The organism is Rhizobium sp. AN68, from assembly GCF_030758035.1.
In the GTDB taxonomy this organism is placed as follows: domain Bacteria; phylum Pseudomonadota; class Alphaproteobacteria; order Rhizobiales; family Rhizobiaceae; genus Agrobacterium; species Agrobacterium tumefaciens.
Genome location: NZ_JARWMI010000003.1, coordinates 1,202,480 through 1,224,991 on the forward strand (window position 1 = coordinate 1,202,480; position 22,512 = coordinate 1,224,991).

The 22,512-nt window shown below is 60.7% G+C and carries 13 protein-coding genes and 1 pseudogene; 9 read left to right on the plus strand and 5 right to left on the minus strand.

Annotation, left to right across the window (positions count from 1 at the left end):
* The first annotated feature begins 100 nt into the window (after positions 1–100).
* Positions 101–1,259, plus strand: a pseudogene (locus RBH71_RS18950) (pyridoxal phosphate-dependent aminotransferase).
* A gap of 30 nt (positions 1,260–1,289) precedes the next feature.
* Here the strand turns inward: RBH71_RS18950 and RBH71_RS18955 are convergent.
* Positions 1,290–1,973 carry an ArsR/SmtB family transcription factor gene (locus RBH71_RS18955; protein WP_003512762.1) on the minus strand — a complete coding sequence of 228 codons (684 nt, stop codon included), beginning with the start codon at positions 1,971–1,973 and terminating at the stop codon, positions 1,290–1,292.
* Positions 1,974–2,047: 74 nt separating this feature from the next.
* Between RBH71_RS18955 and RBH71_RS18960 the strand changes: the two genes are divergently transcribed.
* The 3 genes from RBH71_RS18960 (at position 2,048) to RBH71_RS18970 (ending at position 3,588) form a co-directional block, all read left to right on the plus strand.
* The gene (locus tag RBH71_RS18960; RefSeq protein WP_003512763.1) at positions 2,048–2,374 is read left to right on the plus strand and encodes an NIPSNAP family protein; all 327 of its coding nucleotides are present in this window, start codon (positions 2,048–2,050) and stop codon (positions 2,372–2,374) included.
* Positions 2,371–2,736, plus strand: a complete 366-nt coding sequence (locus RBH71_RS18965) for an antibiotic biosynthesis monooxygenase family protein (protein ID WP_003512764.1) — start codon at positions 2,371–2,373, stop codon at positions 2,734–2,736. The genes RBH71_RS18960 and RBH71_RS18965 overlap by 4 nt, the downstream gene beginning before the upstream one ends.
* Positions 2,737–2,883: 147 nt before the next feature.
* Complete coding sequence (locus tag RBH71_RS18970; protein ID WP_003512765.1) at positions 2,884–3,588, plus strand: SDR family oxidoreductase; 705 nt, start codon at positions 2,884–2,886, stop codon at positions 3,586–3,588.
* 207 nt (positions 3,589–3,795) lie between these two features.
* Here RBH71_RS18970 and RBH71_RS18975 read toward each other — a convergent pair whose 3' ends face one another.
* Positions 3,796–6,747: an Rne/Rng family ribonuclease gene (locus RBH71_RS18975; RefSeq protein ID WP_003512766.1), complete on the minus strand. Its 2,952-nt coding sequence runs from the start codon at positions 6,745–6,747 to the stop codon at positions 3,796–3,798.
* A 645-nt stretch (positions 6,748–7,392) separates the two neighbouring features.
* Between RBH71_RS18975 and RBH71_RS18980 the strand changes: the two genes are divergently transcribed.
* The 4 genes from RBH71_RS18980 (at position 7,393) to RBH71_RS18995 (ending at position 13,208) form a co-directional block, all read left to right on the plus strand.
* Complete coding sequence (locus RBH71_RS18980) at positions 7,393–8,664, plus strand: N-acetylmuramoyl-L-alanine amidase (RefSeq protein WP_003512767.1); 1,272 nt, start codon at positions 7,393–7,395, stop codon at positions 8,662–8,664.
* 325 nt (positions 8,665–8,989) lie between these two features.
* Positions 8,990–11,434 (plus strand): penicillin-binding protein 1A, encoded by a 2,445-nt coding sequence (locus RBH71_RS18985; RefSeq protein WP_003512768.1) that lies wholly within the window; start codon positions 8,990–8,992, stop codon positions 11,432–11,434.
* 98 nt (positions 11,435–11,532) lie between these two features.
* A protein-coding gene (prfB, locus tag RBH71_RS18990) for a peptide chain release factor 2 (RefSeq protein WP_097102382.1) occupies positions 11,533–12,664 on the plus strand; the annotation gives its coding sequence in 2 pieces (ribosomal slippage) (positions 11,533–11,601 and positions 11,603–12,664; 1,131 coding nt in all).
* A 73-nt stretch (positions 12,665–12,737) separates the two neighbouring features.
* Positions 12,738–13,208, plus strand: a complete 471-nt coding sequence (locus tag RBH71_RS18995) for a cysteine hydrolase family protein (protein WP_003512771.1) — start codon at positions 12,738–12,740, stop codon at positions 13,206–13,208.
* A gap of 80 nt (positions 13,209–13,288) precedes the next feature.
* Here RBH71_RS18995 and RBH71_RS19000 read toward each other — a convergent pair whose 3' ends face one another.
* Both RBH71_RS19000 and RBH71_RS19005 read right to left on the minus strand, forming a co-directional pair.
* Positions 13,289–13,789 (minus strand): hypothetical protein, encoded by a 501-nt coding sequence (locus RBH71_RS19000; protein WP_003512773.1) that lies wholly within the window; start codon positions 13,787–13,789, stop codon positions 13,289–13,291.
* 21 nt (positions 13,790–13,810) lie between these two features.
* Positions 13,811–14,584 (minus strand): NAD kinase, encoded by a 774-nt coding sequence (locus RBH71_RS19005; protein ID WP_003512774.1) that lies wholly within the window; start codon positions 14,582–14,584, stop codon positions 13,811–13,813.
* Between the two features lie 306 nt (positions 14,585–14,890).
* On the opposite strand from RBH71_RS19005, the gene RBH71_RS19010 reads away from it, so the two are divergent.
* Complete coding sequence (locus RBH71_RS19010) at positions 14,891–15,808, plus strand: PhzF family phenazine biosynthesis protein (protein ID WP_035251764.1); 918 nt, start codon at positions 14,891–14,893, stop codon at positions 15,806–15,808.
* 104 nt (positions 15,809–15,912) lie between these two features.
* Here the strand turns inward: RBH71_RS19010 and RBH71_RS19015 are convergent, their stop codons facing one another.
* Positions 15,913–22,464 carry a hypothetical protein gene (locus RBH71_RS19015; RefSeq protein ID WP_003512778.1) on the minus strand — a complete coding sequence of 2,184 codons (6,552 nt, stop codon included), beginning with the start codon at positions 22,462–22,464 and terminating at the stop codon, positions 15,913–15,915.
* Positions 22,465–22,512 lie beyond the last annotated feature (48 nt).

Below are 22,512 nucleotides of genomic sequence, written 5' to 3' on the forward strand. Positions count from 1 at the left end.
CCATACGCCAAAAATAGTTGTCCGCATTATGGTCGCACGATTGTGAAGCGTGTGATTCTGGGGCAAGTCTCTGAAATACGGTTCAGGAAAGAGCATGCCCTTGATAACGATGTCGAAGCGGAGCGCAGTCGAACCCTTTCACGCCATGGATATTCTGGCGGAGGCGAACCGGCGACGGCAGGCGGGACGCCCCGTCATTTCCATGGCGGTCGGCCAGCCTTCCCATCCCGCGCCGAAAGCCTCTCTGGCGGCCGCGCAGGAGGCGCTGAAGCATGGGCGGATCGGCTATACCGATGCGCTGGGCCTGCGTGAATTGCGCGAAGCGATTGCTGGCCACTACCGGCTGCGCCACCAGGTTATCGTCGATCCGGCGCGCATTGCCGTTACCACCGGGTCTTCTGCCGCTTTCAACCTCGCCTTCCTCAGCCTTTTCGATGCCGGTGATCATGTCACGATCGCAAGGCCCGGTTATCCCGCCTATCGCAATATCTTGAAAGCGCTTGGCCTCAATGTCGTGGAAGTGCCGGTAACGGCGGAAACCGGCTATACGCTGACGCCTGCCAGCCTCGAGCGGGCTGAAACCAGGGCGGGCTGCAAGTTGAAGGGCGTGCTCCTGGCAAGCCCGGCCAACCCGACCGGCACGGTCACCGGCCGCGAAGCGCTGAAACGGCTGGCAAACTATTGTGAAAGCCGGGATATCGCCTTCATTTCCGACGAGATCTACCACGGCCTGACTTTCGTCGGCGAGGAAACGAGCGCGCTCGAACTCACCGACAATGCCGTCGTCATCAATTCCTTCTCGAAATATTATTGCATGACCGGCTGGCGCATCGGCTGGATGGTCCTGCCGGAAAAACTCGTCCGTCCGGTCGAATGTCTTGCTCAGAGCCTGTATATTTCACCGCCGGAACTATCCCAACTGGCGGCAACCGCAGCCTTTTTCGGCGGCAGAGGAACTGGACGTCTACCGGGAAAGCTACCGCACCAACCGCGATTTCCTGATGACGCGCCTTCCGGAAATCGGCCTGCCGCTGGCGTCTCCCATGGATGGCGCATTTTACGCCTATGTCGATACCAGCCGCTTCTCTAACGACAGCATGGATTTCGCCAAACGCATGCTGGCGGAAATCGACGTGGCGGCGACGCCCGGCATGGATTTCGATCCAGAGGAGGGCCACAGGGCGCTGCGCATTTCCTATGCGGGTTCGGTGTCGGATATTGCCGAGGCCGTTGGGCGCATTGCTGGCTGGCTGAAATAAGCCCTTGGGTTCTTCTCCCCTTGGCGGGGATCAGGCGGGCGAACAACCGAAGGTGCTGGCAAAGGCCTTTTCACCCTTTGTGGTGAAGGTCAGCACGCGCCCGTTTCCTTGCCGCAGCCAGTCGCGCTGCTGCATGGCTTTCAGAAGCGATGCGCCGAGCCCGCCGCCGAGGTGGTGACGACGTTCGCTCCAGTCCAGGCAATGCAGGCAAACCGGGCGCCTTGCCTTTTCCAGCGGCGAAAGATCAATGCCGAAGCTCGAGAAGAAATCCCGCCCGCTATCCGTAAGTGTGGGATCGTCGCCTGACGTCACGAGACCTTTTGCGGTGATAGTCGAAAGCAGTGCCACGCCACTTTCTCCGGCCAGATGATCGTAACAGATGCGCGCCTCGCGAAGCGCGGTGTCCTTTGGTCCGGTACGCACGCGCACGGCCCCGGTGCGCTGCGCAAGTCCCATCAGCGCTTCAAGAACCTGCGCCACATCCGCGTCGGAAAGCCGGAAATAGCGATGCCGCCCCTGTTTTTCCGCTTTGAGCAATTGCGCGTCGGAGAGTTTTGACAGATGCCCGCTAGCGGTCTGCAGTGTCACGCCGGCGGCTTCGGCAAGCTCGCTTGCCGTCAGCGCGCGTCCGTCCATCAGCGCCGTCAATATGTTGGCGCGGGCGGGGTCGCCGATCAGGGCGGCGACATTTGCGATCAAGGGTCCGTCTTTCATAGTTCGATGATAGCCGAAGCATTGATGTGAGGCAATGGCGTAGACAGGGAAGGCAGAACACGAGGAGACCGACGATGCTGACCTGTTTCATCCGTTACGAGATCGACCCCTTCAAGGTCGATGCTTTCGATCAATATGCCCGCAACTGGGGTGAGGCGATACCGCGCTGCGGCGCCGATCTGATCGGCTATTACGCACCGAAAGAGGGATCGAGCACTATTGCCTACGGCGTCTATAACATCGAAAACCTTGCCGCGTACGAAGCCTACCGGGCGCGACTTGCCGCCGATCCGGCAGGGCAGGAAAATTATGAATTCGCCCGCCGCGAGCAATTCATTCGCCGTGAGGACAGGCTGTTCCTGAGGCTGGCATCTGCGCCGCACGGCGGAGGCGGACGATGATCGCCGTCATATTCGAGGTCTGGCCGGCTGAGGGCGAAAAACAGCATTATCTCGATATTGCCACCAGCCTGCGCGCCGAGCTCGAAACCATCGACGGCTTCCTGTCCGTCGAACGCTTTCAGAGCATCAGCAATCCCGACAAGATGCTTTCGCTGTCATTCTTCAGGGATGAGGAAGCGGTGAAGGCATGGCGCGACACCGCGTCGCATCGCGCAGCCCAGTCGCTGGGACGGTCCGGCGTCTTTTGCAATTACCGCCTGCGTATCGCCACCGTGATGCGGGACTATGGTTTGAAGGAGAGGGAGGAGGCCCCGATCGACAGCAGACAGGTCCATGCGGCGGATAATCAAGTGCGGCGTTGACGGGCCTTCAGATCAGTTTTTCTTCAAGCCGGTCCAAGGCTTTCTGGTTCGAACTCGCTGCCAAAACCCGCTATAGATGGAGCGGGTTATGGATGGAGAAGGGCTGCCACGCGGCGGTCCGCCCGATTGGACATGGAGAGAAGAACGATGTCGGCAGAAAAAGTGGCGATTGTGACGGCAGGCGGCAGCGGCATGGGCGCGGCCGTGGCGAAACGTCTAAGCGCTGATGGTTACAGGCTCGCGATCCTGTCGTCCTCCGGCAAGGGAGAGGCGCTGGCGAAGGAACTGGGCGGCATCGGCGTCACCGGCTCCAACCAGTCCAACGACGATCTCAATCGACTGGTGGAGCTGACGCTCGAAAAATTCGGACGTATCGACGTTCTCGTGAACAGTGCAGGCCATGGCCCGCGCGCTTCCATCCTCGATATCACCGATGAGCAATGGCACACGGGACTTGATGTCTACCTGATGAACGTCATCCGCCCGACACGGATCGTGGCTCCATTCATGGTGAAACAGAAAGCCGGGTCGATCGTCAACATCTCGACTGCCTGGGCTTTCGAGCCGAGCAGCATGTTCCCGACTTCTGCAGTGTTCCGCGCCGGTCTTGCTTCCTACACCAAGATTTTTTCCGATACCTATGCGGCCGACAATGTCCGCATGAACAATGTTCTGCCCGGTTGGATCGATAGCCTGCCAGCCACGGAAGAGCGCCGCCAGGGTGTGCCGATGCAGCGTTACGGAACGAGCGAGGAGATAGCCGCAACCGTTGCCTTCCTCGCCTCGGAAGGTGCGGGTTACATCACCGGCCAGAACATCCGCGTCGATGGTGGTCTGACACGGTCTGTTTGACGATTGGTATATCGGGCTTCCGTCACCCCGGACTTGGTCCTTTGCCAACGCGGTCAAGTCCTTGATCGCGAGAGATTTCTTTCACGGCGCAGACGCGCCGTGGCTGGATGCCGGATCGATTACGGCATGAGATAAACCCAACATCCGCCAACAAAGCAAAACGCCCGCAACATGGTTGCGGGCGTTTTTTCGTTTCAGTGTCTTCTATCAAAAGAAGCCTTTGCGCTGCCACCAGCCGCCCTTGCGCGGCTTCGGCTCGCCGCCGTCAGGGTTGGCGGGCGTGCCCGACGAGGTCACGACCGGCTCCGAATTCGAGACATTGCTGCCCCGGTTCGCGCGAACCTTTTCTTCCGTCGCGGGTGCTACGGCTTCCGAACCCAGATCGGCCGAGGCTTCACCCACTTCGTCGAGGGCGACATCGACGACGGTTTCCACAACGACTGCGGGCTCGACGATCACCGGCTCGACCGTTTCAACGGTTTTGGCTGCGACTTCAGCCTGCGGTGCCGCTTCAGCCAGCGGCACGTCTTCGGTCTTGGCCTTCGCCTTGCGGGTGCGGCGCGGTTTCTTCGGGGCTTCCGCTTCCACAACGTCGGCAACCACACCTTCCACCACTTCGGCAGCGGTAGGCTCTTCGGTTACGGGTGCTGCGGCGGAAACCTCTTCGCCTTCCGTTTCGCCTCCTTCGTCGGACTCAGTGCCTGCGGCATCGAGAGCCTCGTCTTCAGCACGGTTGCGACGGCCGCCACGCTTGCCACGACGGCGACGCTTGCGCTTGCCCTCTTCATCGGAGCTTGCAGCTTCGTTCACACCGTTTTCATCGGCGTCGTCTGCGGCTTCATCGGTTTCGACGCCATCTTCGTCGTCCGCATCATCAGCGCCGGTGTCATCGCCAGCCTGCGCATCAACTGCACCGTTCTGGTCGTTCTGTCCGCCCTTGCCACGACGGCGACGACGACGCTTGCGCTTGCGCTTGCCGTCTTCACCATTGTCGCCCTGCTGCTGTTGCTGGCGCGGCTCGCTGGCCTGCGCCTTGACGATTTCTTCCTCTTCTTCGTCCTCTTCCACCTCAACAACGAAATCGTCTTCCTCTTCCACGAAGCTCGGGAGCATCTGGATAAGGCTTTCGATCTTCACCGGATTTTCAACCGCTTCGCCACGATCGATGGCGAAATGCTGCGCGCCGACGCCGGCATCGGCCGCAATGATGATCGCCACACCGAAGCGGCCTTCATAATCGACAATCGTGCCGCGCTTGTGGTTGAGCAGGTAGAGAGCCGTTTCCGGCGTGCAGCGCACGGTGATGTTGTGGGTCGTGTTGCGCAGCAGATATTCCTCAACGCCGCGCAGCACGTGCAGAGCGATGGAGGATTCCGAGCGAACGTGACCCGTGCCGCCGCAATGCTGGCAGACCTGCGTGGTCGATTCCAGCACCGAAGCGCGGATGCGCTGGCGCGACATTTCCAGAAGACCGAAATGCGAGATACGGCCGACCTGGATGCGCGCCCGGTCGTTTTTCAGGCAGTCCTTGAGCTTCTTCTCGACGGAGCGGTTGTTGCGCTTTTCTTCCATGTCGATGAAGTCGATGACAACAAGACCGGCAAGGTCGCGAAGACGCAGCTGGCGAGCCACTTCTTCCGCCGCTTCCAGATTGGTCGTCAGCGCCGTTTCTTCGATGGAATGCTCGCGGGTCGAACGACCGGAGTTCACGTCGATGGCAACCAGAGCTTCCGTCTGGTTGATGATGAGGTAACCGCCCGATTTCAGCGTAACCTGCGGCTGCAGCATGCGGTCGAGCTGGGCTTCAATGCCCGAGCGCGAGAAGATCGGGTGGATGTCGCGGTAAGGCTGAACCACCTTGGCGTGGCTCGGCATCAGCATCTTCATGAAGTCTTTTGCTTCACGGTAGCCTTCTTCGCCCGAAACGATGATCTCGCTGATATCCTTGTTATAGAGATCGCGGATCGAACGCTTGATGAGCGAGCCTTCCTCGTAAACGAGGCAGGGGGCCGTGGAGTTCAGCGTCAGCGTGCGGACGTTTTCCCACAGGCGCATCAGATATTCGAAGTCGCGCTTGATCTCGACGCGGGTGCGGTTGGCGCCTGCGGTACGCAGAATGACGCCCATGCCCTGCGGAACTTCCAGATCGCGCGCGATTTCCTTCAGGCGCTTGCGGTCGGTCGGCTGGGTGATCTTGCGGGAAATGCCACCGCCGCGTGCGGTATTCGGCATCAGCACGGAATAACGGCCGGCAAGCGAGAGATAGGTGGTGAGTGCGGCACCCTTGTTGCCGCGTTCTTCCTTGGCAACCTGCACGAGAAGGATCTGGCGGCGCTTGATGACTTCCTGAATGCGGTACTGCTTGCGCGGCTTGCGGGCAACGCGATCGGGAACCTCTTCCATGGCGTCTTCGGCGCCGACGGATTCGATCACTTCCTTTTCGTGATGATCGTCATCATCGTCGTCGTCATCATCGTCATTGCCACGGCGAAGACCCTCGACTTCCTCGGAAATCGTATCTGTATCGACCATGGCAGCCATTTCGCCGCCCGTGCTGCCGTCTTCTTCGGAAGAGGCCTCAACAGTGGTGTCGGAAACGGCTTCTTCGTCCGCTACCTTCTTCTTGGCGCGGGGGCGGCGGGTACGCTTCTTCGGTGCTTCTTCCGCAACGGCCTCGACGGCCACAGCAGTCACATCTTCGGATACCTCTTCGGCAGCGGCAGCGGCAACGGTTTCGTCCACGACCACGGCGTCAGTCGTCTCGCTGACGGCAACGATGCCGACATCCGGCTGGTCCGCCTGCGACAGATCGACAGCCGGTGCGCCGGGCTCGGGGGCGTCAGCCGATTCAAAGTCGTCGCTGCGGCGATGATCCTCGGCTTCCGCCTTGAGGAGCGCCTGACGGTCGGCGAGCGGGATCTGGTAATAGTCAGGGTGGATTTCCGCAAAAGCGAGAAACCCGTGGCGATTTCCACCGTAATCGACGAAGGCCGCCTGAAGGGAGGGCTCAACCCTCGTGACCTTGGCAAGGTAGATATTGCCGCGGATCTGTTTCTTGTGCTCCGATTCGAAGTCGAATTCCTCGATCCGGTTCCCACGGACAACGACTACGCGTGTCTCCTCTTCGTGGGAGGCGTCGATAAGCATTTTGTCTGCCATGTAAGCTGTGCTCCTCGGCGCAGCCTTGTTTTATACGAGAACAGGCCCGCCACACGGACGAGCCTTTCATATGAGTGCAAGGATGTGCCGGAAATGAAGTCTCCAGCCGGGCCTCTGTAAACTGGCAGCATCCGGACCGACGGCGAGGCGCTTGGCCTGCTCCTGGTATCCGGTTCATATGAAAACTGCTGCGACATCATTGGCCAGGCGGAACGACAATAATATATAGACCCCTTGGGGTCCGATGAATTTGCTCTCCTCAGAGCAGCGGTGGCATTGCCACCGGGTAGGTCTCCGGCCACGGCCGGAATTGATCCAGTTTCAGGATAAATGTAACGACGGCAGATGATTGCCCGTTTTGCAGCGCCAGCGTCTTTTTCGATTGGCAGCCGGCGGGCATCTATCCCGTCAACACTTTTAACCCTCATCCTTGTTGTATGTTTTCTCTGTCATAATAGCAATAGGCTGGCTAAATATGCCATATTGTTGGTGGAATTTCCGGGTTAACAATTGGTTCACCAACGCCTGCGATTGTGGGGCGCAAACGCACAAACACGCGTCCGGCGTGGCCGAAATTACGACGTTCCCGGCACTTTGCCGCACCATTTATGAAAAATGACTGAAATACGGAATTTCTTGAAGACCATGAATTTCACGCGCAGCGCAGCGATATTCGATGGGGCAGGGCCGCTTGGCGCGCGAATCGCGCGGCTTGCGGGTGCCCTTGTCTTGCCGGTTGTCTTTTCGGTCGCCGCATTCGTCTCCTGCGTTCCACAGGCCTTCGCCGTGGAGCCGCTCATCGCCAATCAGGCACGCATCATAGGCGACGAGGCGCGCACGCGCATCGTTCTCGATTTTGCCGAGGAGCCGGAATTCGACATTCACTATCTCGATTCGCCCGCCCGCATCGTCGTGGACTTTCCGGCGGTGAATTTTGCGTTCCCCGCATCGGCTCTGGCGCCAACCGGCCTTTTCTCGGACATTCGCTTCGGTAGCATGGGGCAAGACAGCGCCCGCATCGTGCTGACGGCAAAAAAACCGGTTCAGGTGGCGGTTGCCGAAACCAAGAAGGGCGAGGACGGCACATCGTTCCGTTTCGTCCTGGATGCGGAGATCACCACCAAGGCCAAATTCGCCGAACTGGTGAAAGAGCAGCAATGGCGCGCGCCGGCGCCGGTCTCGACATCGGCGATCACGCCTGACGACAAGACATCGCGGCAAACGGATTTCGTCATCGCTGTTGATGCCGGCCATGGCGGCATCGATGCCGGCGCTTCCGGCGGCGTAACCGGCACGGAGGAAAAGGTCATCACGCTGACCTTTGCCAAGGAACTTGTGGAGCGGATGAACCGGGAGCCCGGCATCAAGGCGTTCCTGACGCGTGATTCCGACACGTTTCTCGCTCTGTCCGAACGGGTCACGATCGCCCGGCAGAACAATGCCAACCTGTTCATTTCATTGCACGCCGATACACTGAAGCAGAAGGGCATCCGGGGGGCGACCGTCTATACATTGTCAGACCGCGCCTCAGACCGCAGGGCGCAGGAGCTGGCCGAGCGCGAAAACAAGTCCGACCAGATTGCCGGTGTGGCAGCCTCCAGCGAGCCGCCTGAGGTGGCCGATATCCTTCTCGATTTCACCCGGCGCGAAACGCAGGCCTTTTCGGTGACGCTGGCAGAAAATATCGTATCGTCCTTCGAGGGACAGGTCGGCCTCATCAACAATCCGCATCGTTATGCCGGTTTCATGGTGCTGCGCGCCCATGACGTGCCATCGGTGTTGCTGGAACTCGGCTTTCTCTCCAATCCGGAAGATGAAAAACTCCTTCTTGATGCGGAATGGCGCAAGAAGGTCGCCGATACGCTAGCAACTGCGGTCGGACGATACCGCACCAAGGCCATGGCGAACGGCGGCTGAAGGCCCGGGCGGGCGAGCGGCGCCCCGTTGTCGCCGTGCCCCTTGCTGCCGAAAAGCTGTTCAATTCTTGGGCCTTGCGGACGATTAGGTTGGTGAAGCCCTATTTTACTCACATTCGCCGCGTTATTGCGGAAGCGGATTCTGTGGTGATCCGCCATTGCGGCTGGAACCGCAATTGCGGCAGTCGGCCCGGTAACATATCAGCGAATGCTGTCGTTCCGGCTTGTCATCGAAGGTATGGTGTGCAAAACGGCACGCGATATGCAAGGATGCGCCCGTATCATCGGGCGTTGATGGTTACGATCCGAATTATCGGTAGCTTGGTATGATCAGACTGATTGGATATTTTTTCGGCTTGGCCAGCGTGCTCTTCCTGTGCGCCGCCGCCGCCGGTGCAATTTATTTGCACGGCGTGACGAAGGACCTGCCGGATTACGCAGTTCTGAGCACTTATGAGCCGCCGGTGACGACCCGCGTGCACGCCGGCAACGGCGCGCTCATGGCGGAATACGCCCATGAAAAGCGCCTGTTCCTGCCGATCCAGGCTATCCCGGACCGTGTGAAGGCAGCTTTCCTTTCGGCGGAAGACAAGAATTTCTACAACCATCCGGGTGTGGACATCTGGGGTCTCGGCCGTGCCGTTCTCGTCAACCTCCAGAATATCGGCTCCGGCCGTCGTCCGGTCGGCGCGTCCACAATCACCCAGCAGGTGGCAAAGAACTTCCTGCTCACCAACGACCAGACCTTTGACCGCAAGCTCAAGGAAGCGCTTCTGTCCTTCCGCATCGAGCAGACCTATTCCAAGGACAAGATCCTCGAGCTTTATCTCAACGAGATCTTTTTCGGTCTGAATTCCTACGGTATCGCCGGTGCGGCACTCACCTATTTCAACAAATCGGTCACGGAACTGACGATCGCGGAAACCGCCTATCTCGCATCGCTGCCGAAGGGTCCGGCCAACTACCATCCGATCCGCCGCGAGAAGGCGGCGCTGGAGCGCCGCAACTGGGTGATCGACCGCATGGCCGAGAACGGCTACATCACGGTCGGCGATGCAGAGGATGCAAAGAAGCAGCCGCTTGGCGTCAATCTGCGCCGTGGCGGCGCGCATATCTTCGCGTCTGACTATTTCGCCGAGGAAGTCCGCCGCCAGATCGTCGAGAAATACGGCGAGCAGGCGCTTCTTGAAGGCGGTCTTTCGGTTCGCACCTCTTTCGATCCGCAGATCCAGATGGAGGCGCGCAAGGCGCTTCAGGACGGTCTGGTGCAATATGACGAGCGTCGCGGTTTCCGCGGACCCGTCGAAAAGATCGAGACAACCGGTGACTGGACTGCGGCGCTCGCCAAGGTAAAGGGCCTTCGCGACGTTCCCGAATGGAAGATCGCGGTTGTCCTCGCCGTTGCTGCCGATGGTATCGATATTGGCGTGCAGGTCGACCCCGATGCCGAGGATGGCGACAAGCGCACACGCGGCCATATCTCCGCTGAAAACATGCGTTGGGCCTATCGCGATGCCACAGGCAAAAAGCCGACGGCTAAGTCGCCGGTTGGCGTACTGGCTGTTGGTGACGTCGTTTACGCACAGCCGCTGTCCGGTTCCGGCAACGAATATCGTCTGCGCCAGCCCCCGAAGGTGCAGGGCGGCATGATGGTGATGGATCCGCACACTGGCCGCGTTCTGGCCATGGTCGGCGGCTTCTCCTACGCGCAGTCGGAATTCAACCGCGCCACGCAGGCGATGCGCCAGCCCGGCTCCTCCTTCAAGCCGTTCATCTATGCGGCTGCACTCGACAACGGCTATACCCCGGCCTCGGTCATTCTCGACGCGCCAATCGAGGTTGTTTCGGGCGGTCAGGTCTGGAAGCCGCAGAATTACGGCGGGGGTTCCGCCGGTCCTTCGACCCTGCGTCTCGGCATCGAAAAATCCCGTAACCTCATGACAGTGCGTCTGGCGCAGGACATGGGCATGAATCTGGTGGCTGAATATGCCGAACGCTTCGGCATCTACGACAAGATGCCGCCGCTTCTGGCAATGTCGCTCGGTTCGGGTGAAACAACCATCATGCGCATGGTCTCGGCCTATTCTGTGATCGCCAATGGCGGCAAGCAGATCAAGCCGACGCTGATCGACCGCATCCAGGACCGTTACGGCAAGACGATCTTCCGGCATGAGGAGCGTGCCTGCGAGGGCTGCAACGCCACCAGCTGGCAAAATCAGGACGAGCCGGTCATCGTTGATAACCGCGAGCAGGTTCTCGACCCGATGACCGCTTACCAGACGACCTCCATGCTTGAAGGTGTCGTGCAGCGCGGCACGGCGGCGGGCAAGATCAAGGTCGATCTGCCGGTTGCTGGCAAGACGGGCACCACCAACGATGAAAAGGACGCCTGGTTCGTCGGTTACACGCCGGACATGGTTGCCGGTCTTTATATCGGCTTCGATTCGCCCGCACCGCTTGGGCGCGGCGGCACCGGTGGTTCGCTGTCGGCACCGATCTTCGGCGAGTTCATCGCCGATGCGGCCAAGCACCTGGAACCGAGCAAGTTCATCGTGCCTGAAGGCATGAAGTTCATCGCCGTCAACCGCAAGACCGGCATGGCCGCTTCGGAAGGCGAACCTGATACGATCATGGAAGCCTTCAAGCCGGGCACCGGCCCGGCCGATACCTTCTCGGTGATCGGCGCGGAAGGCATGTCGCAGGAGGATATTCTGAAGACCTCGCCACAGGCCCAGCAGGCCATCACCGGCGGTGGCGGCGGTCTTTATTGATACCAGTCTTATGTTTGGCGGGGGGCGCGGGTCTTTACATCCGCGCCCCCCGCATTTATTTGAGCTACCAGTTTAAATGAAGGCGAAGAACCAGCGAAATGCGCAATGAAATTGTGAACGTAGTCGACGAAATCAAGCAGGCCATAAGCCTGCTGAGGAGGCATCTTTGACTGGGACCAGGCGATAAGACGACTGGACTGGTTGAATAACAAGGCAGAGGACCCGACCCTCTGGAACGATGCCACCGAAGCGCAGAAACTGATGCGCGAGCGCCAGCAGCTGGATGACAGCATCAATGGCGTGAAGGCGCTTGAGCAGCAGCTCAAGGACAATGTCGAGCTGATCGAACTCGGCGAGATGGAAGGCGACGACGAGATCGTCAAGGACGCCGAAGATGCGCTGAAGGCGCTGAGGAGCGAGGCGAACCGCCGTCAGGTGGAAGCCATGCTTTCCGGTGAAGCTGATAGCAACGATACATATCTCGAAGTTCATTCCGGCGCTGGCGGTACGGAAAGCCAGGACTGGGCCAACATGCTGCTGCGCATGTATACCCGCTGGGCCGACCGCGAAGGCTTCAAGGTTGAAGTGCTGGAAGTTCATGACGGCGAAGAGGCCGGCATCAAGTCCGCGACGATCCTCGTCAAGGGCCACAATGCCTTCGGCTGGCTGAAGACGGAATCGGGCGTACACCGCCTCGTCCGCATCTCGCCCTATGACAGCAATGCGCGTCGCCACACATCGTTCTCCTCCGTTTGGGTTTACCCAGTGGTCGATGATTCGATCCAGATCGACATCAACGAGAGCGATTGCCGCATCGATACCTATCGTTCGTCCGGTGCAGGCGGCCAGCACGTCAACACCACCGATTCGGCCGTGCGTATTACCCACATACCGACCGGTATTGCCGTGGCCTGCCAGCAGGAGCGTTCCCAGCACAAGAACCGCGCCAAGGCGTGGGACATGCTGCGCGCCCGCCTTTACGAGGTGGAACTGCAAAAGCGGGAAGATGCGGCAAACGCTCAGGCCGCATCCAAGACGGATATCGGCTGGGGCCACCAGATCCGCTCCTACGTTCTGCAGCCCTACCAGTTGATCAAGGACCTGCGCACCGGCGTGGAAAGCACCGCACCCGGCAACGTGCTGGATGGCGATCTGAACCAGTTCATGGAAGCGGCCCTCGCGCACCGCATCAGCGGCGGCGCAGACGTGGAAGTGGCTGATATCGACTGACGCGTCACAGCGTCGCTTGAAAAAATCACCCCTCGCAAACCCATTGCGAGGGGTTTTTCGTTGGAGGAGATGGATGAAACAGGCGCTTTACATCGTCGACGTTCAGCCGAGCTTCAATCCGCCGGCTGCGCTTGTGGCGGACATATCCGCGCTGGCCGCCACCATGCCAAGCGTTGCCAGCGTCGAGCGCCATGATGAAAGCGTCACGCCTTTCGAGCGGCAACTCGGCTGGAAGCCGGGCAGGGACGACTGCTCGCTGGTTGCGGCGGACTGGATTTTCATAAAGCACGGCTACGCTCCGCCAAGGGCGGCTATCGACCACCTCCTGTCTCTAAAGCTCGACAGGGTGCTGGTCTGCGGCATTCAGGCCGATACCTGCGTGCTGGCTGCGGGTTTTGCCCTGTTTGATGCGGGGCTTCATCCCACGCTTCTGCCATGGCTGACGGTGGGCTCCAGCCTCGATCGCAGCGGCGAACTCGGCGCCAGACTATGGAAACATCATTTCGGTGCGGTTCTGGCCGGGCCGCATGAGCTTAACGCGTAGAGAGTTTCCAGTAAAACTGCGTATAATCCAGGAGGTAGAGAACCTCCAACGATTCCGTTCAAACCGACGTTCTCTCGCCCTCAGTTCGAGGCCTTTTCGATCTTCATCTCGCCGAGTTCGTCGATCAGGATCGTCCAGCTTTCCGCTTCCCTGATCTGCGGATCGGTTTTCAGATAGACGGTCACAAACAGGCCGGGCGAGGCCGATGCACCGTTTGAGCTTTCGGGGCGAATATCCGTGACGTAGGACTTCATCTGGCTGAACTCTTCCAGCTCGATGTTTTCGAGAAGGTTCGGTCCGTTTGCGGTAGTGGCGATGCGCTGCAGATAGACTTTAGCGGTGCCATCGCCCTGGCGGATTGCAACCACCTTGTAATAACCGCGCGAGGGTGTCGCTGGCGGCGGCCGCAACTGGCCGTCAGGACCTTTCACCGGCTCAAGATTATGCTCTTCCCACATGCCGCTGCTGACAACGAAGATCGCCGATACCGGCAAGTTGTCGATCGCCTCCGTTTGCGCCCGCATGGGAAGCGCTGTGGCGGCGAAAATGAGGGCGGCGAGAAGAGGTTTTTTCAGGGGCATGGCCATCATCAGTGGTTGGCGTCAATTGTTGAATTGTTCGGCGAGTACGCGGTCTGACCATGAACGGTCTGGGTCCGAGAGAATTCTGGCCGTCCTGTCCTGCGATTGCGCAATCCGCACATGCCGTACGGATTTCACCTCCGTATGGTCGGCGACCGCGTTCACCGGACGCTTGTCGCGCTCCAGAACGTGAATATCGACCGTCACCTTGTTGGGCAAAAGTGCGCCGCGCCAACGCCTTGGCCGGAAGGCGCTGACGGGTGTGAGCGCCAGCAGCGGTGATTCCAGCGGCAGGATCGGTCCATGGGCTGAGAAGTTATAAGCTGTCGATCCTGCCGGTGTTGCAACCATCATGCCGTCGCAAATCAACTCTTCAAGCCGCGTCTTGCCGTCCACCTCGACACGAAGCTTGGCGGCCTGATGCGATTGCCGGAACAGGCTGACCTCGTTCATGGCAAGCGCCGTAAATTCATCGCCGTCGGAATCCGTCGTCGTCATGCGCAGCGGATGAAAATCATTGCCGGTCGCCACCGCAATACGCTCGACCAGGCCGTCTACCCGGTAGTCGTTCATCAGAAAGCCGACCGATCCCCGGTTCATGCCATAGACCCGCTTGCCGGAATTCATCGTTTCGTTGAGAATTTGCAGCATGAAGCCATCGCCGCCGAGCGCCACGATCACTTCCGCCTCGTCGAAGGGCGTGTTGCCGTAAGCGCCTTTCAGCTCCTCCAGCGCCCTCTGCGCCTCCTCGGTTGCGGAGGCCACGAAGGATAGTGAACAGTTAGAATGCGACATTCGCTTCCCTCGGCAACGACGCATACCGGAATCGATATGCGGACGATGCTGTAACCTGTTGAAGCAGCTCACAATCTCCAAACGTCGATAAAACGGTCGATCGCAAGCCACAAGACGCATCCTTGGTACATGAAGACGGCAGCAGGCGACAAGGCCTTTCCGGCGGACAGGCGTTCGCAGCAGGCGGGTTTGCCCGCGTGCGGTCCACAGCTTCTTGGTTTCCGGCCTTCGACAAGGGTTGCGATGCGGCGCGACGTGAGGCAACTTGCGCGAAACAAGCGGAACGGCGAGTGGCAGGAGACGGGCGTGGTGCTGAATTACAATATCTACGATGTCTTTACCGAGACCAAAATGGCGGGAAATCCGCTGGCGGTCATGTATGACGCGGATGGCCTCGACCAAGTGACGATGCAGGCGATAGCCAGAGAAATGAACCTCTCCGAGACCGTTTTCGTCAACCGCTCGGGCAATCCGGCCCACGCGGCTTCGCTGCGTATCTTCACGCCTTCGGGCGAGTTGCCTTTCGCGGGCCACCCGACTGTTGGCGCGGCGATCGCGATAGCCGAGCGCAATCGCAATGAAGGTGACGACGATATCGATATGGTCTGTGTGCTGGAGGAAAAGGTGGGGCCGGTCCGCTGTGCGGTGAAAATGCGCGCCGGTGCGGTCAGCTTCGCCGAATTCGACCTCCCGCGCAAATCGTCCCGCGTCACCCTGCCGCTCGATCATACCGCACTTGCCGATGCGCTGGGCGTGAGCGAAGGCCATCTAGGCTTTGAGAACCACGTACCGTCGATCTGGACGGCCGGTGTGCCGTTCCTGCTCGTGCCGCTGCACAATATTGCCGCTATCAGCGAAATGGATTTCGACGCCAATCTCTGGCTGCGCACCGCACCGCTGGTGGAGGGGCGCCTGACGGCGGCCTATATCTACTGTCGCGGCGGCGTCAATCACGCAGCAAAGTTCCATGCCCGCATGTTTTCCCCGGAAATGGGGATTTCGGAAGACCCCGCCACCGGTTCCGCCGCCGCCGCCCTTTCTGGCGCAATCCATCATTTCGACGGCCTGACAGACGGTCACTATCCGCTCTTGATAGAGCAGGGCGTGGAGATGGAACGTCCTTCCCACATCCATCTGCGCATGGACATCAAGGACAACGAAATCGCCCGCGCCCGCATCGGTGGCCACGCGGTCCGTGTAGCATCGGGTACGTTCGAGATCTGATTTCAACGTGAGCGACTGAACTACAGTCGAAAAGCTACCTGCCGACCAAAACGAAAAACCCCGGCCATGACCGGGGTTTTATTGTTTCTGGTCTTAACCAGAGATCAGTTGAACCGACCCGCCGCATGGGCAAGCATCGTGTAGACCTTGCCGGTATCGGAGGTGAGGTAGGACTGGGTGACTGTCCGGTCACGGTCCGTGCGGGCGACATCAGCGAGCAGCTTTTCGAAATCGGTGATGTAGCGGTCCACGGCGGTGCGGAATTCGGCCTCCCGCTCGTATTTGCGCTTGATCTCGTCAAACGTCGTCTGGCCCTTCAGCGTATAGAGGCGACGGGTGAAGACATCACGTTCGCCGCGCTGGTACCGGCGCCACAGTTCCACCGACGCATCGTGGTCGATCGCGCGCGCGATGTCGACGGACAGCGAGTTCAGCGATTCCACCATGTGACGCGGATTGCGTGTATCGGCAGCACGGGTCGGCTGCTGATCGCCGCTTGCGCGGGGTGCGGAAGCGGCGGCCGATTCCTGCGAGGCACCGCGCAGAAGATCGCTGATCCAGCCACCGCCTTCTTCGCGGCGTGCGGCAGGCGCTGCAGCCGCCTGGGACGGGGCAGGCGCCTGACGGTTTTCGACCTGGCGGTTCTCAAGCGGCAGGGTGCCACGCAAGGCGGGTGCGGCTGCCGGCTGCGGCTGAGCTGCGCGTGGTGGCTGTGCCGGCGTGGCTGCTGCCGGCTGCGGACGCGCTTCGACACGGCGTTCAGCGGCAGGCTGGGTCGCTGCAATGGCGCGGGCGACGGGTTCGGAAACTTCCATCTGTTGGGTCGAGCGACCGACAAGCTGGGAAATATCCTGCAGGGCCTTGATCTGCTCGGAAACGGCGCGGCGCATCGCTGCGGCGCTTTCCTTGGCCTCTTCCGGCAGGTCGAACGCGCCGCGCTTAAGTTCGGCACGGGTAGCATCCAGCTCGCGGCGGATATCGTGGCTGGAGCGGCGGATTTCGTCCGTCGCGCCGGCAAAACGGCTGACAGCTTCCTCAACTGCCTGACGCAGCGTTTCCTTGAGGTTGGCGGCGGCGGCATTGGATTTTTCCGAGGCACTGCCGAGCAGGTTGTCGACTTCCGAAAGCGAGGATTCGACACCGCCACGCAGGCGGTTGACCAGCTCGTCGGAATATTTCTGCGCGTCGGAAAGCGTGCTCTCGATCGAACGGCTGGCATCCTGACCAGCGGCGAGCAGGGCGCCCCGCATGGTCTGTGCTGCCGAGCGGGCGCGCTGTTCCGTCTCGTCGAGCGAACGGCCGATATCGGAGAAGGATGCCTGCAGATTGTCACGCAGGTTGCCGGCGACATTCTGCGAACGCTCCTCGGCCTCGTTGAGCGTGGTTTCCACCACGCTGACGACGCCGCGCATGGCGGTTTCGATTTCCTCGGAACGCTTGACTAGTCCGACAGACAGGCTGCGAAGTGCATCCTGACGCTCTTCCAGCGTACCGACAAGGCTCGACTGCGCGGCATTGAGCAGTTCGGACGCCTGGCTGAGAACCTTCGAATGTTCCTCGAAACGTCCGACGATGCCGGCAACCTGCGCCAGTGTCTGGCCGGAAATATTCGACAGACGATCGATCTTTCCTTCCAGCAGACGGCTGGAGCTGGACACCATGTCGGCGGCCTGCGAGGCGGATTCGGAGAAGCGGGTGGCCGATGCGTTCAACGCTTCGTCGGCCGTGCCGAATTCCTGCGCGGCGCGCTCAACCGCAGAGTTGAAGTTGTTTGCCGACTTTTCGACGATTTCGGCCATGCTGTTATGGGTCTGCGACAGCATATCAGTGCTCTGGCGCGTGGCGGCGACAAGCTTGTTTGCCACATCGCTGCCTGTACGGGTGTATTTGTCGATACCTTCTTCGACGGCGTCGGCCATGGCGGTATGCGTCTGCGACAGCATGTCCGTGCTCTGGCGGGTTGCCGCGACAAGCTTGCTTGCTGCCTCGCTTCCGGCATTGGCATAATCGCTGATCGCCTGTTCAACCATGCCGACCATGCCGCTGTTGCTCTGCGACAGAAGTTCGGCGCTCTGCTGGGCGGCGGAGACGATCTTTTCGGCGGCTTCGCGACCGATGGTGGCGTATTCGTCGACGACAGGCTTTGCCTTCTCTTCGATCAGGCGCGACAGTTCAGCAGAACGGCTGGCCAGCATCGAGTTGAGTTCGCGAGTGCGGTTGTCCAGCGCCGAGCGGATGGATTCGCCGCGCGCATCGAGAGCGGATTCGACACCGGTCAGGGTCTCGGAAATGACGCCCACCTGCGAGCGCACGACCGCTTCGGCCTCGGCAACCTTGTTGACGATGATGTTGCCCGCCTCGGAGAAGGTCTGAGCGACGGCTGCCGCCTGGCCGGACAGGCGTGTCTGTGCATCCGAGATGCGATTGACGATCTCGCCAGAACGTTCTTCGATCGCCTTGGTGAAGGCGTCGTTCTGCGCCTGTACCTGTTCGGCGAATTCCGAGCCCGTTTTCGCAAGCAGGGCAGTGGAACGAACGGCTTCTTCGTCGATGCTCTGGGTGGCGGAAATGACCGCCCCACGCAGGCCGACCGCAAGCTCACTCGCCTTGCCTTCGATGGTGCGGTTGACGTTTTCGAGGCCGATCGTCAGCGCGCGGTCCATGGTGCCGAGGCGTTCATCGATGCGGGCCGAACCGGCATCGAAGGTTTCCGCCAGACGGCTGGTGCGGCTTTCGAAGGTGTCGGCAACCCGTATCGTCTGCTCGTCCAGAATGCCGGTGATACGTTGAGCAGCATCGTCGCTGGTGCGGGCGAAGGCGGCTGTCTTGTCTTCCAGCGCGTCGGCAAAGCGACGTCCGGCATCCTCGATCGAGGTGTTGACGTTGCCGAGATCGCTCGACACACGCTCCTGTAGCGCACCGAGCGAAGTCTCGATGCGGGTGCCGGTCTCGTCGAGCCTGCCCGTAACGCTTCCGATCGAGGTTTCGATCCGCGAGGAGAGAGCATCGGTCGCACCGCCGATTTCGCGGGCGGCCTCACCGATCTTGACGGCAATATCGCCGGCACTGTTGCGAAGACGCTGTTCCAGCGTGGCTGCACTGCCGTCTATGGCCTTCTGCAACGTCTCCTGCTGGGTTTCGAGCGAGAGTTCGAGCATGCTGGCGCTGGATGCAACGGTGGTGCCGATCATCATCGCCTGCTCGGAGAGCATGTCGCCCATCTGGGTCGTGGCTGAGCTCAACGTCGCGGCGATATCCGCCTGGCGCTGCGCGAGCGAGGTACGGATGTCCTCATGCGATTGCGACAGATTGCTCTCGAGGCGGGAGACGCCTTCTTCCACCGTCTGCGCAAAACGGCTGCTGCCGTCTTCCACGACGCTTTCGATGCGGCTGGCCGCGCCGGAGACGCTCTGCTCGATCAGGCCGCTATTGCGCTCAAGCGAACCGGCAATGCGTTCGGCCTGCGAACCGAGCATGGTCTCCAGCCGCTCGTGGCCGCTGGCAAGTGCGTTTTCAAGCGTGAAAGCCGTCGATTCCAGTCGCTGGCCGACACCTGCGGCCGCGAGCGACAGTGATGCGGTTCTGGCATCCATCGCCTCGGAGATACGCTCCTCAACGCCGGAAATCGTTATGTCGAGCGCCATGGTGCGGCTGTCGAGCGCGTCCGCGATGCGTTCTTCCGCACTGGAGACAATGCCGGAAAGGGCGGCAGTGCGGCTGTCCAGAGCATCGGCAATACGATCTTCGACCCCGGAAACCGCCGAGTGAAGCGCAGCAGTGCGTCCGTCGAGGATGTCGGCGATCTTTTCCTCGACACCGGAGAAGCTCATGTCGAGCGCCATGGTGCGGCTGTCGAGCACGTCCGTGATCCGCTCTTCCGCGCCGGATACGACATTTTTGAGCGAAGCCGTGCGGCTGTCAAGTGCGCTGGCAATGCGGGTCTCGGCACCGGCCACCAATTCGCCAAGAACGGCGGTGCGGGTATCGAGCGCTTCGGTAATTTTTTCCTCTGCGCCGGAAAACGCCATGTCAAATGCCATGGTGCGGCTGTCGAGTGCATCCGCAATGCGTTCTTCAACGCCGGAGACGACGGCGTTAAGCGCTGCCGTGCGGCCATCGAGCGTTTCCGCGATACGGGTCTCGGCACCGGCCACCAATTCGCCAAGGACGGCGGTGCGGGTATCGAGTGCTTCGGTAATTTTTTCCTCGGCGCCGGAAAACGCCATGTCGAGCGCCATGGTGCGGCTGTCGAGTGCATCCGCAATGCGTTCTTCAGCCCCCGAAACGACGGCGTTGAGTGCTGCCGTGCGACCATCAAGCGTTTCCGCGATACGGCTCTCGGCACCGGCAACCACGTCGCCGAAGGTGGACGTGCGGCTGTCGAGTGCGCCCGCAATCCTCTCTTCGGCACTTGCCACAATGCCGGACAGAGCGGAGGTACGGTTGTCGAGCGTTTCCGACAGCCTCTCCTCGACATTGGCGAAGGTCATGTCGAGCGACAGCGTGCGGCTGTCCATCGTGTCGGCGATGCGTTCCTCGACGCCGGAAATGGCGCTGGAAAGAGCGGCCGTGCGGCCATCCAGCGTCTCGGAAATACGGTTTTCCGCACCGGATACGACGTCGTGCAGGGCAGCCGTGCGGCTTTCCAGCGTATCGGAAATGCGGTCCTCTATGCCGGAAACGGCGCCGGTGATGGCGGCGGCGCGGGTTTCGAGCGTTTCCGAAAGACGGCGCTCGACATCGGCAACGACGCTGTTGATTGCGGCTGCACGCTCCTCAAGCATCGCGGCTAGACGTTCCGCCGTGCCGGAGACCGAGCCGGTAATTGCCAGCGAACGGCTTGCAAGCGCCTCGTCGAAACGGTCCTGGCTTGCCGAAAGCGCGCCAAACAGGGCATTGCTGCGCTCCGCCAGCACGCCGTCGATCTTCTCGTGCGAATTGGTGAAGGCATCGGTGATTTCAGCGGTGCGCTGGCCGATTGCGTCGCTGAACGCGCGGGTACGGGTCTCAAGCGCGCTTTCGAGCATTTCCTGGCCGGTGCCCAGTGCGGTTGCAAGTGCAAGCGACTGATCGGTCATGGTGTTGCCGATGCGCTCAAGTCCGCTGGTCAGCATGGTGTCGAGGGCTTCGGAGCCGCCGGCAACGGTTTCGTTGATCCGGGCGAGGCTCTCCATCAGCTTGCTGTCGAGGCTGCCGGCGCGCTGGTCGAAGGCACTGGCGAAATCCGCCACATGTTCGTCGAAGGCGGAGTTGACCTGGCCGACCGTCGCCTGCAGGCGTTCTTCATAGAGGCCGGAGCGAAGATCGAGATCCATGATCGCGTCATCAGCCGTGCTTTGCAGGCTCTGGCGGAAGGACAGGCCTTTTTCTTCAAGCGTCGTGGACAGCTTGTCGAGCACGTTATCCAGCGAACCGCCGATGATCTGCTGGCCGCGATCGATATTGCGGTTGAGTTCGAGCGTGCGGGTGGAAAGGGTCTCGTTAAGCTGGCGGGTGCGTTCCTCGAGTGCGCTGTTGAGGCTCTCCGCGCCGCTGTCCAGCGTCGAGGCGTGGATCGCGAAGCGTTCCAGCAGCACTTCGCCGCGCTCGTCCAGCGTCGAGGTGAGGTTGTGCAGACGCATGTCGAATTCGCTCGATAGCGTTGCGCCCGAGGAATTCAGTGCCTGAAGCAGGTTTTCGGTCTTGGCGGCAATCAGGCTGCCCATCGCCTCGGTCGAGGCGCGCGATTTTTCGAGCAGCGCGGCCGAGCGTGTGTCGATCATCGAGGCGAAGGCCTCGCCGGTGGTGGAAAGCCGCATCGAAAGCTCTTCGCCGACGATTGAAAGCTCTTCCTTGATCTGTTCCTGCGCGCCGACAATGGAGGAGCGGATGCGCTCCGCATGGTTGACGATGGCGTCACGCTCGGCGCTCAGTTCCTGCACGAGGCTGCGCACGCGCAGTTCATTGTCTGCATAGCTGCGCTCTAGCGCGTTGACTTCAGAATGGACGAGCGTTTCGAGTTCCGTCGCGCGGGCAATGGTGCGCTCGATGCCGTCGTTCATGGCCGAGACTTCTCGGCGAACCGCCTGGCCGACGGACATGATCCGGTCGGAGGCGACAGTTTCGGGTTCGGCAAGACGAAGGGCGACTTCTGCCATCGACCGGGCAGCGTTGCGCAGATCGCGGGCACGCGCCATCATGATCGCGAAGGCGAAGAACAGCATGATCGGAACGACGATGCCGACGACGATCGCCATCAGCCCAGGTATTGCGGCGAGATCGGCAACCGAGCCGATGTTCCAGAGTGCACTGCCGTAGATAAGATGCGCGATGCCGAGGCCGCCGAGCGCCCAGATCACCGACATGATCGTCGCGTTTCTGAGCGCGCCGCCGATGGAGCCGCCTTCGAGCGATTTCAGGATCATGGCCGGGCTGCGCTTGGAGCCGTCGTTGGCAGCTTCCAGATTGGGGGATCTGGGCGCCTGTTCGGCAGGCGCGCGCGCGGCCTCGGGAGCAGGGGTCTGTCTGCTTGCTTCCTTCAATCTGGCCTCCGGCTGCTTTGGCGCTGTCGTCTTCCGCGATTCCGGCTTGTCTTCGAAAGCACCAAGCTGCAGGGCGTCTTCCAACGCCTGAAATGCAGTCTCGTCGACAGAGTCGCTGATCTTGTTATTCGCCATGCGGTTACGCCTCGTTACACATACGCCCGGCTTCATGCCGTTTGACCA

Excerpts from the sequence above, each read along its gene's own strand:
- RBH71_RS18955 (WP_003512762.1), bottom strand. The coding sequence starts at position 1,973 with ATGAAAGACGGACCCTTGATCGCAAATGTCGCCGCCCTGATCGGCGAC.
- RBH71_RS18960 (WP_003512763.1), top strand. The coding sequence starts at position 2,048 with ATGCTGACCTGTTTCATCCGTTACGAGATCGACCCCTTCAAGGTCGAT.
- RBH71_RS18965 (WP_003512764.1), top strand. The coding sequence starts at position 2,371 with ATGATCGCCGTCATATTCGAGGTCTGGCCGGCTGAGGGCGAAAAACAG.
- RBH71_RS18970 (WP_003512765.1), top strand. The coding sequence starts at position 2,884 with ATGTCGGCAGAAAAAGTGGCGATTGTGACGGCAGGCGGCAGCGGCATG.
- RBH71_RS18975 (WP_003512766.1), bottom strand. The coding sequence starts at position 6,747 with ATGGCAGACAAAATGCTTATCGACGCCTCCCACGAAGAGGAGACACGC.
- RBH71_RS18980 (WP_003512767.1), top strand. The coding sequence starts at position 7,393 with ATGAATTTCACGCGCAGCGCAGCGATATTCGATGGGGCAGGGCCGCTT.
- RBH71_RS18985 (WP_003512768.1), top strand. The coding sequence starts at position 8,990 with ATGATCAGACTGATTGGATATTTTTTCGGCTTGGCCAGCGTGCTCTTC.
- RBH71_RS18995 (WP_003512771.1), top strand. The coding sequence starts at position 12,738 with ATGAAACAGGCGCTTTACATCGTCGACGTTCAGCCGAGCTTCAATCCG.
- RBH71_RS19000 (WP_003512773.1), bottom strand. The coding sequence starts at position 13,789 with ATGCCCCTGAAAAAACCTCTTCTCGCCGCCCTCATTTTCGCCGCCACA.
- RBH71_RS19005 (WP_003512774.1), bottom strand. The coding sequence starts at position 14,584 with ATGTCGCATTCTAACTGTTCACTATCCTTCGTGGCCTCCGCAACCGAG.
- RBH71_RS19015 (WP_003512778.1), bottom strand. The coding sequence starts at position 22,464 with ATGGCGAATAACAAGATCAGCGACTCTGTCGACGAGACTGCATTTCAG.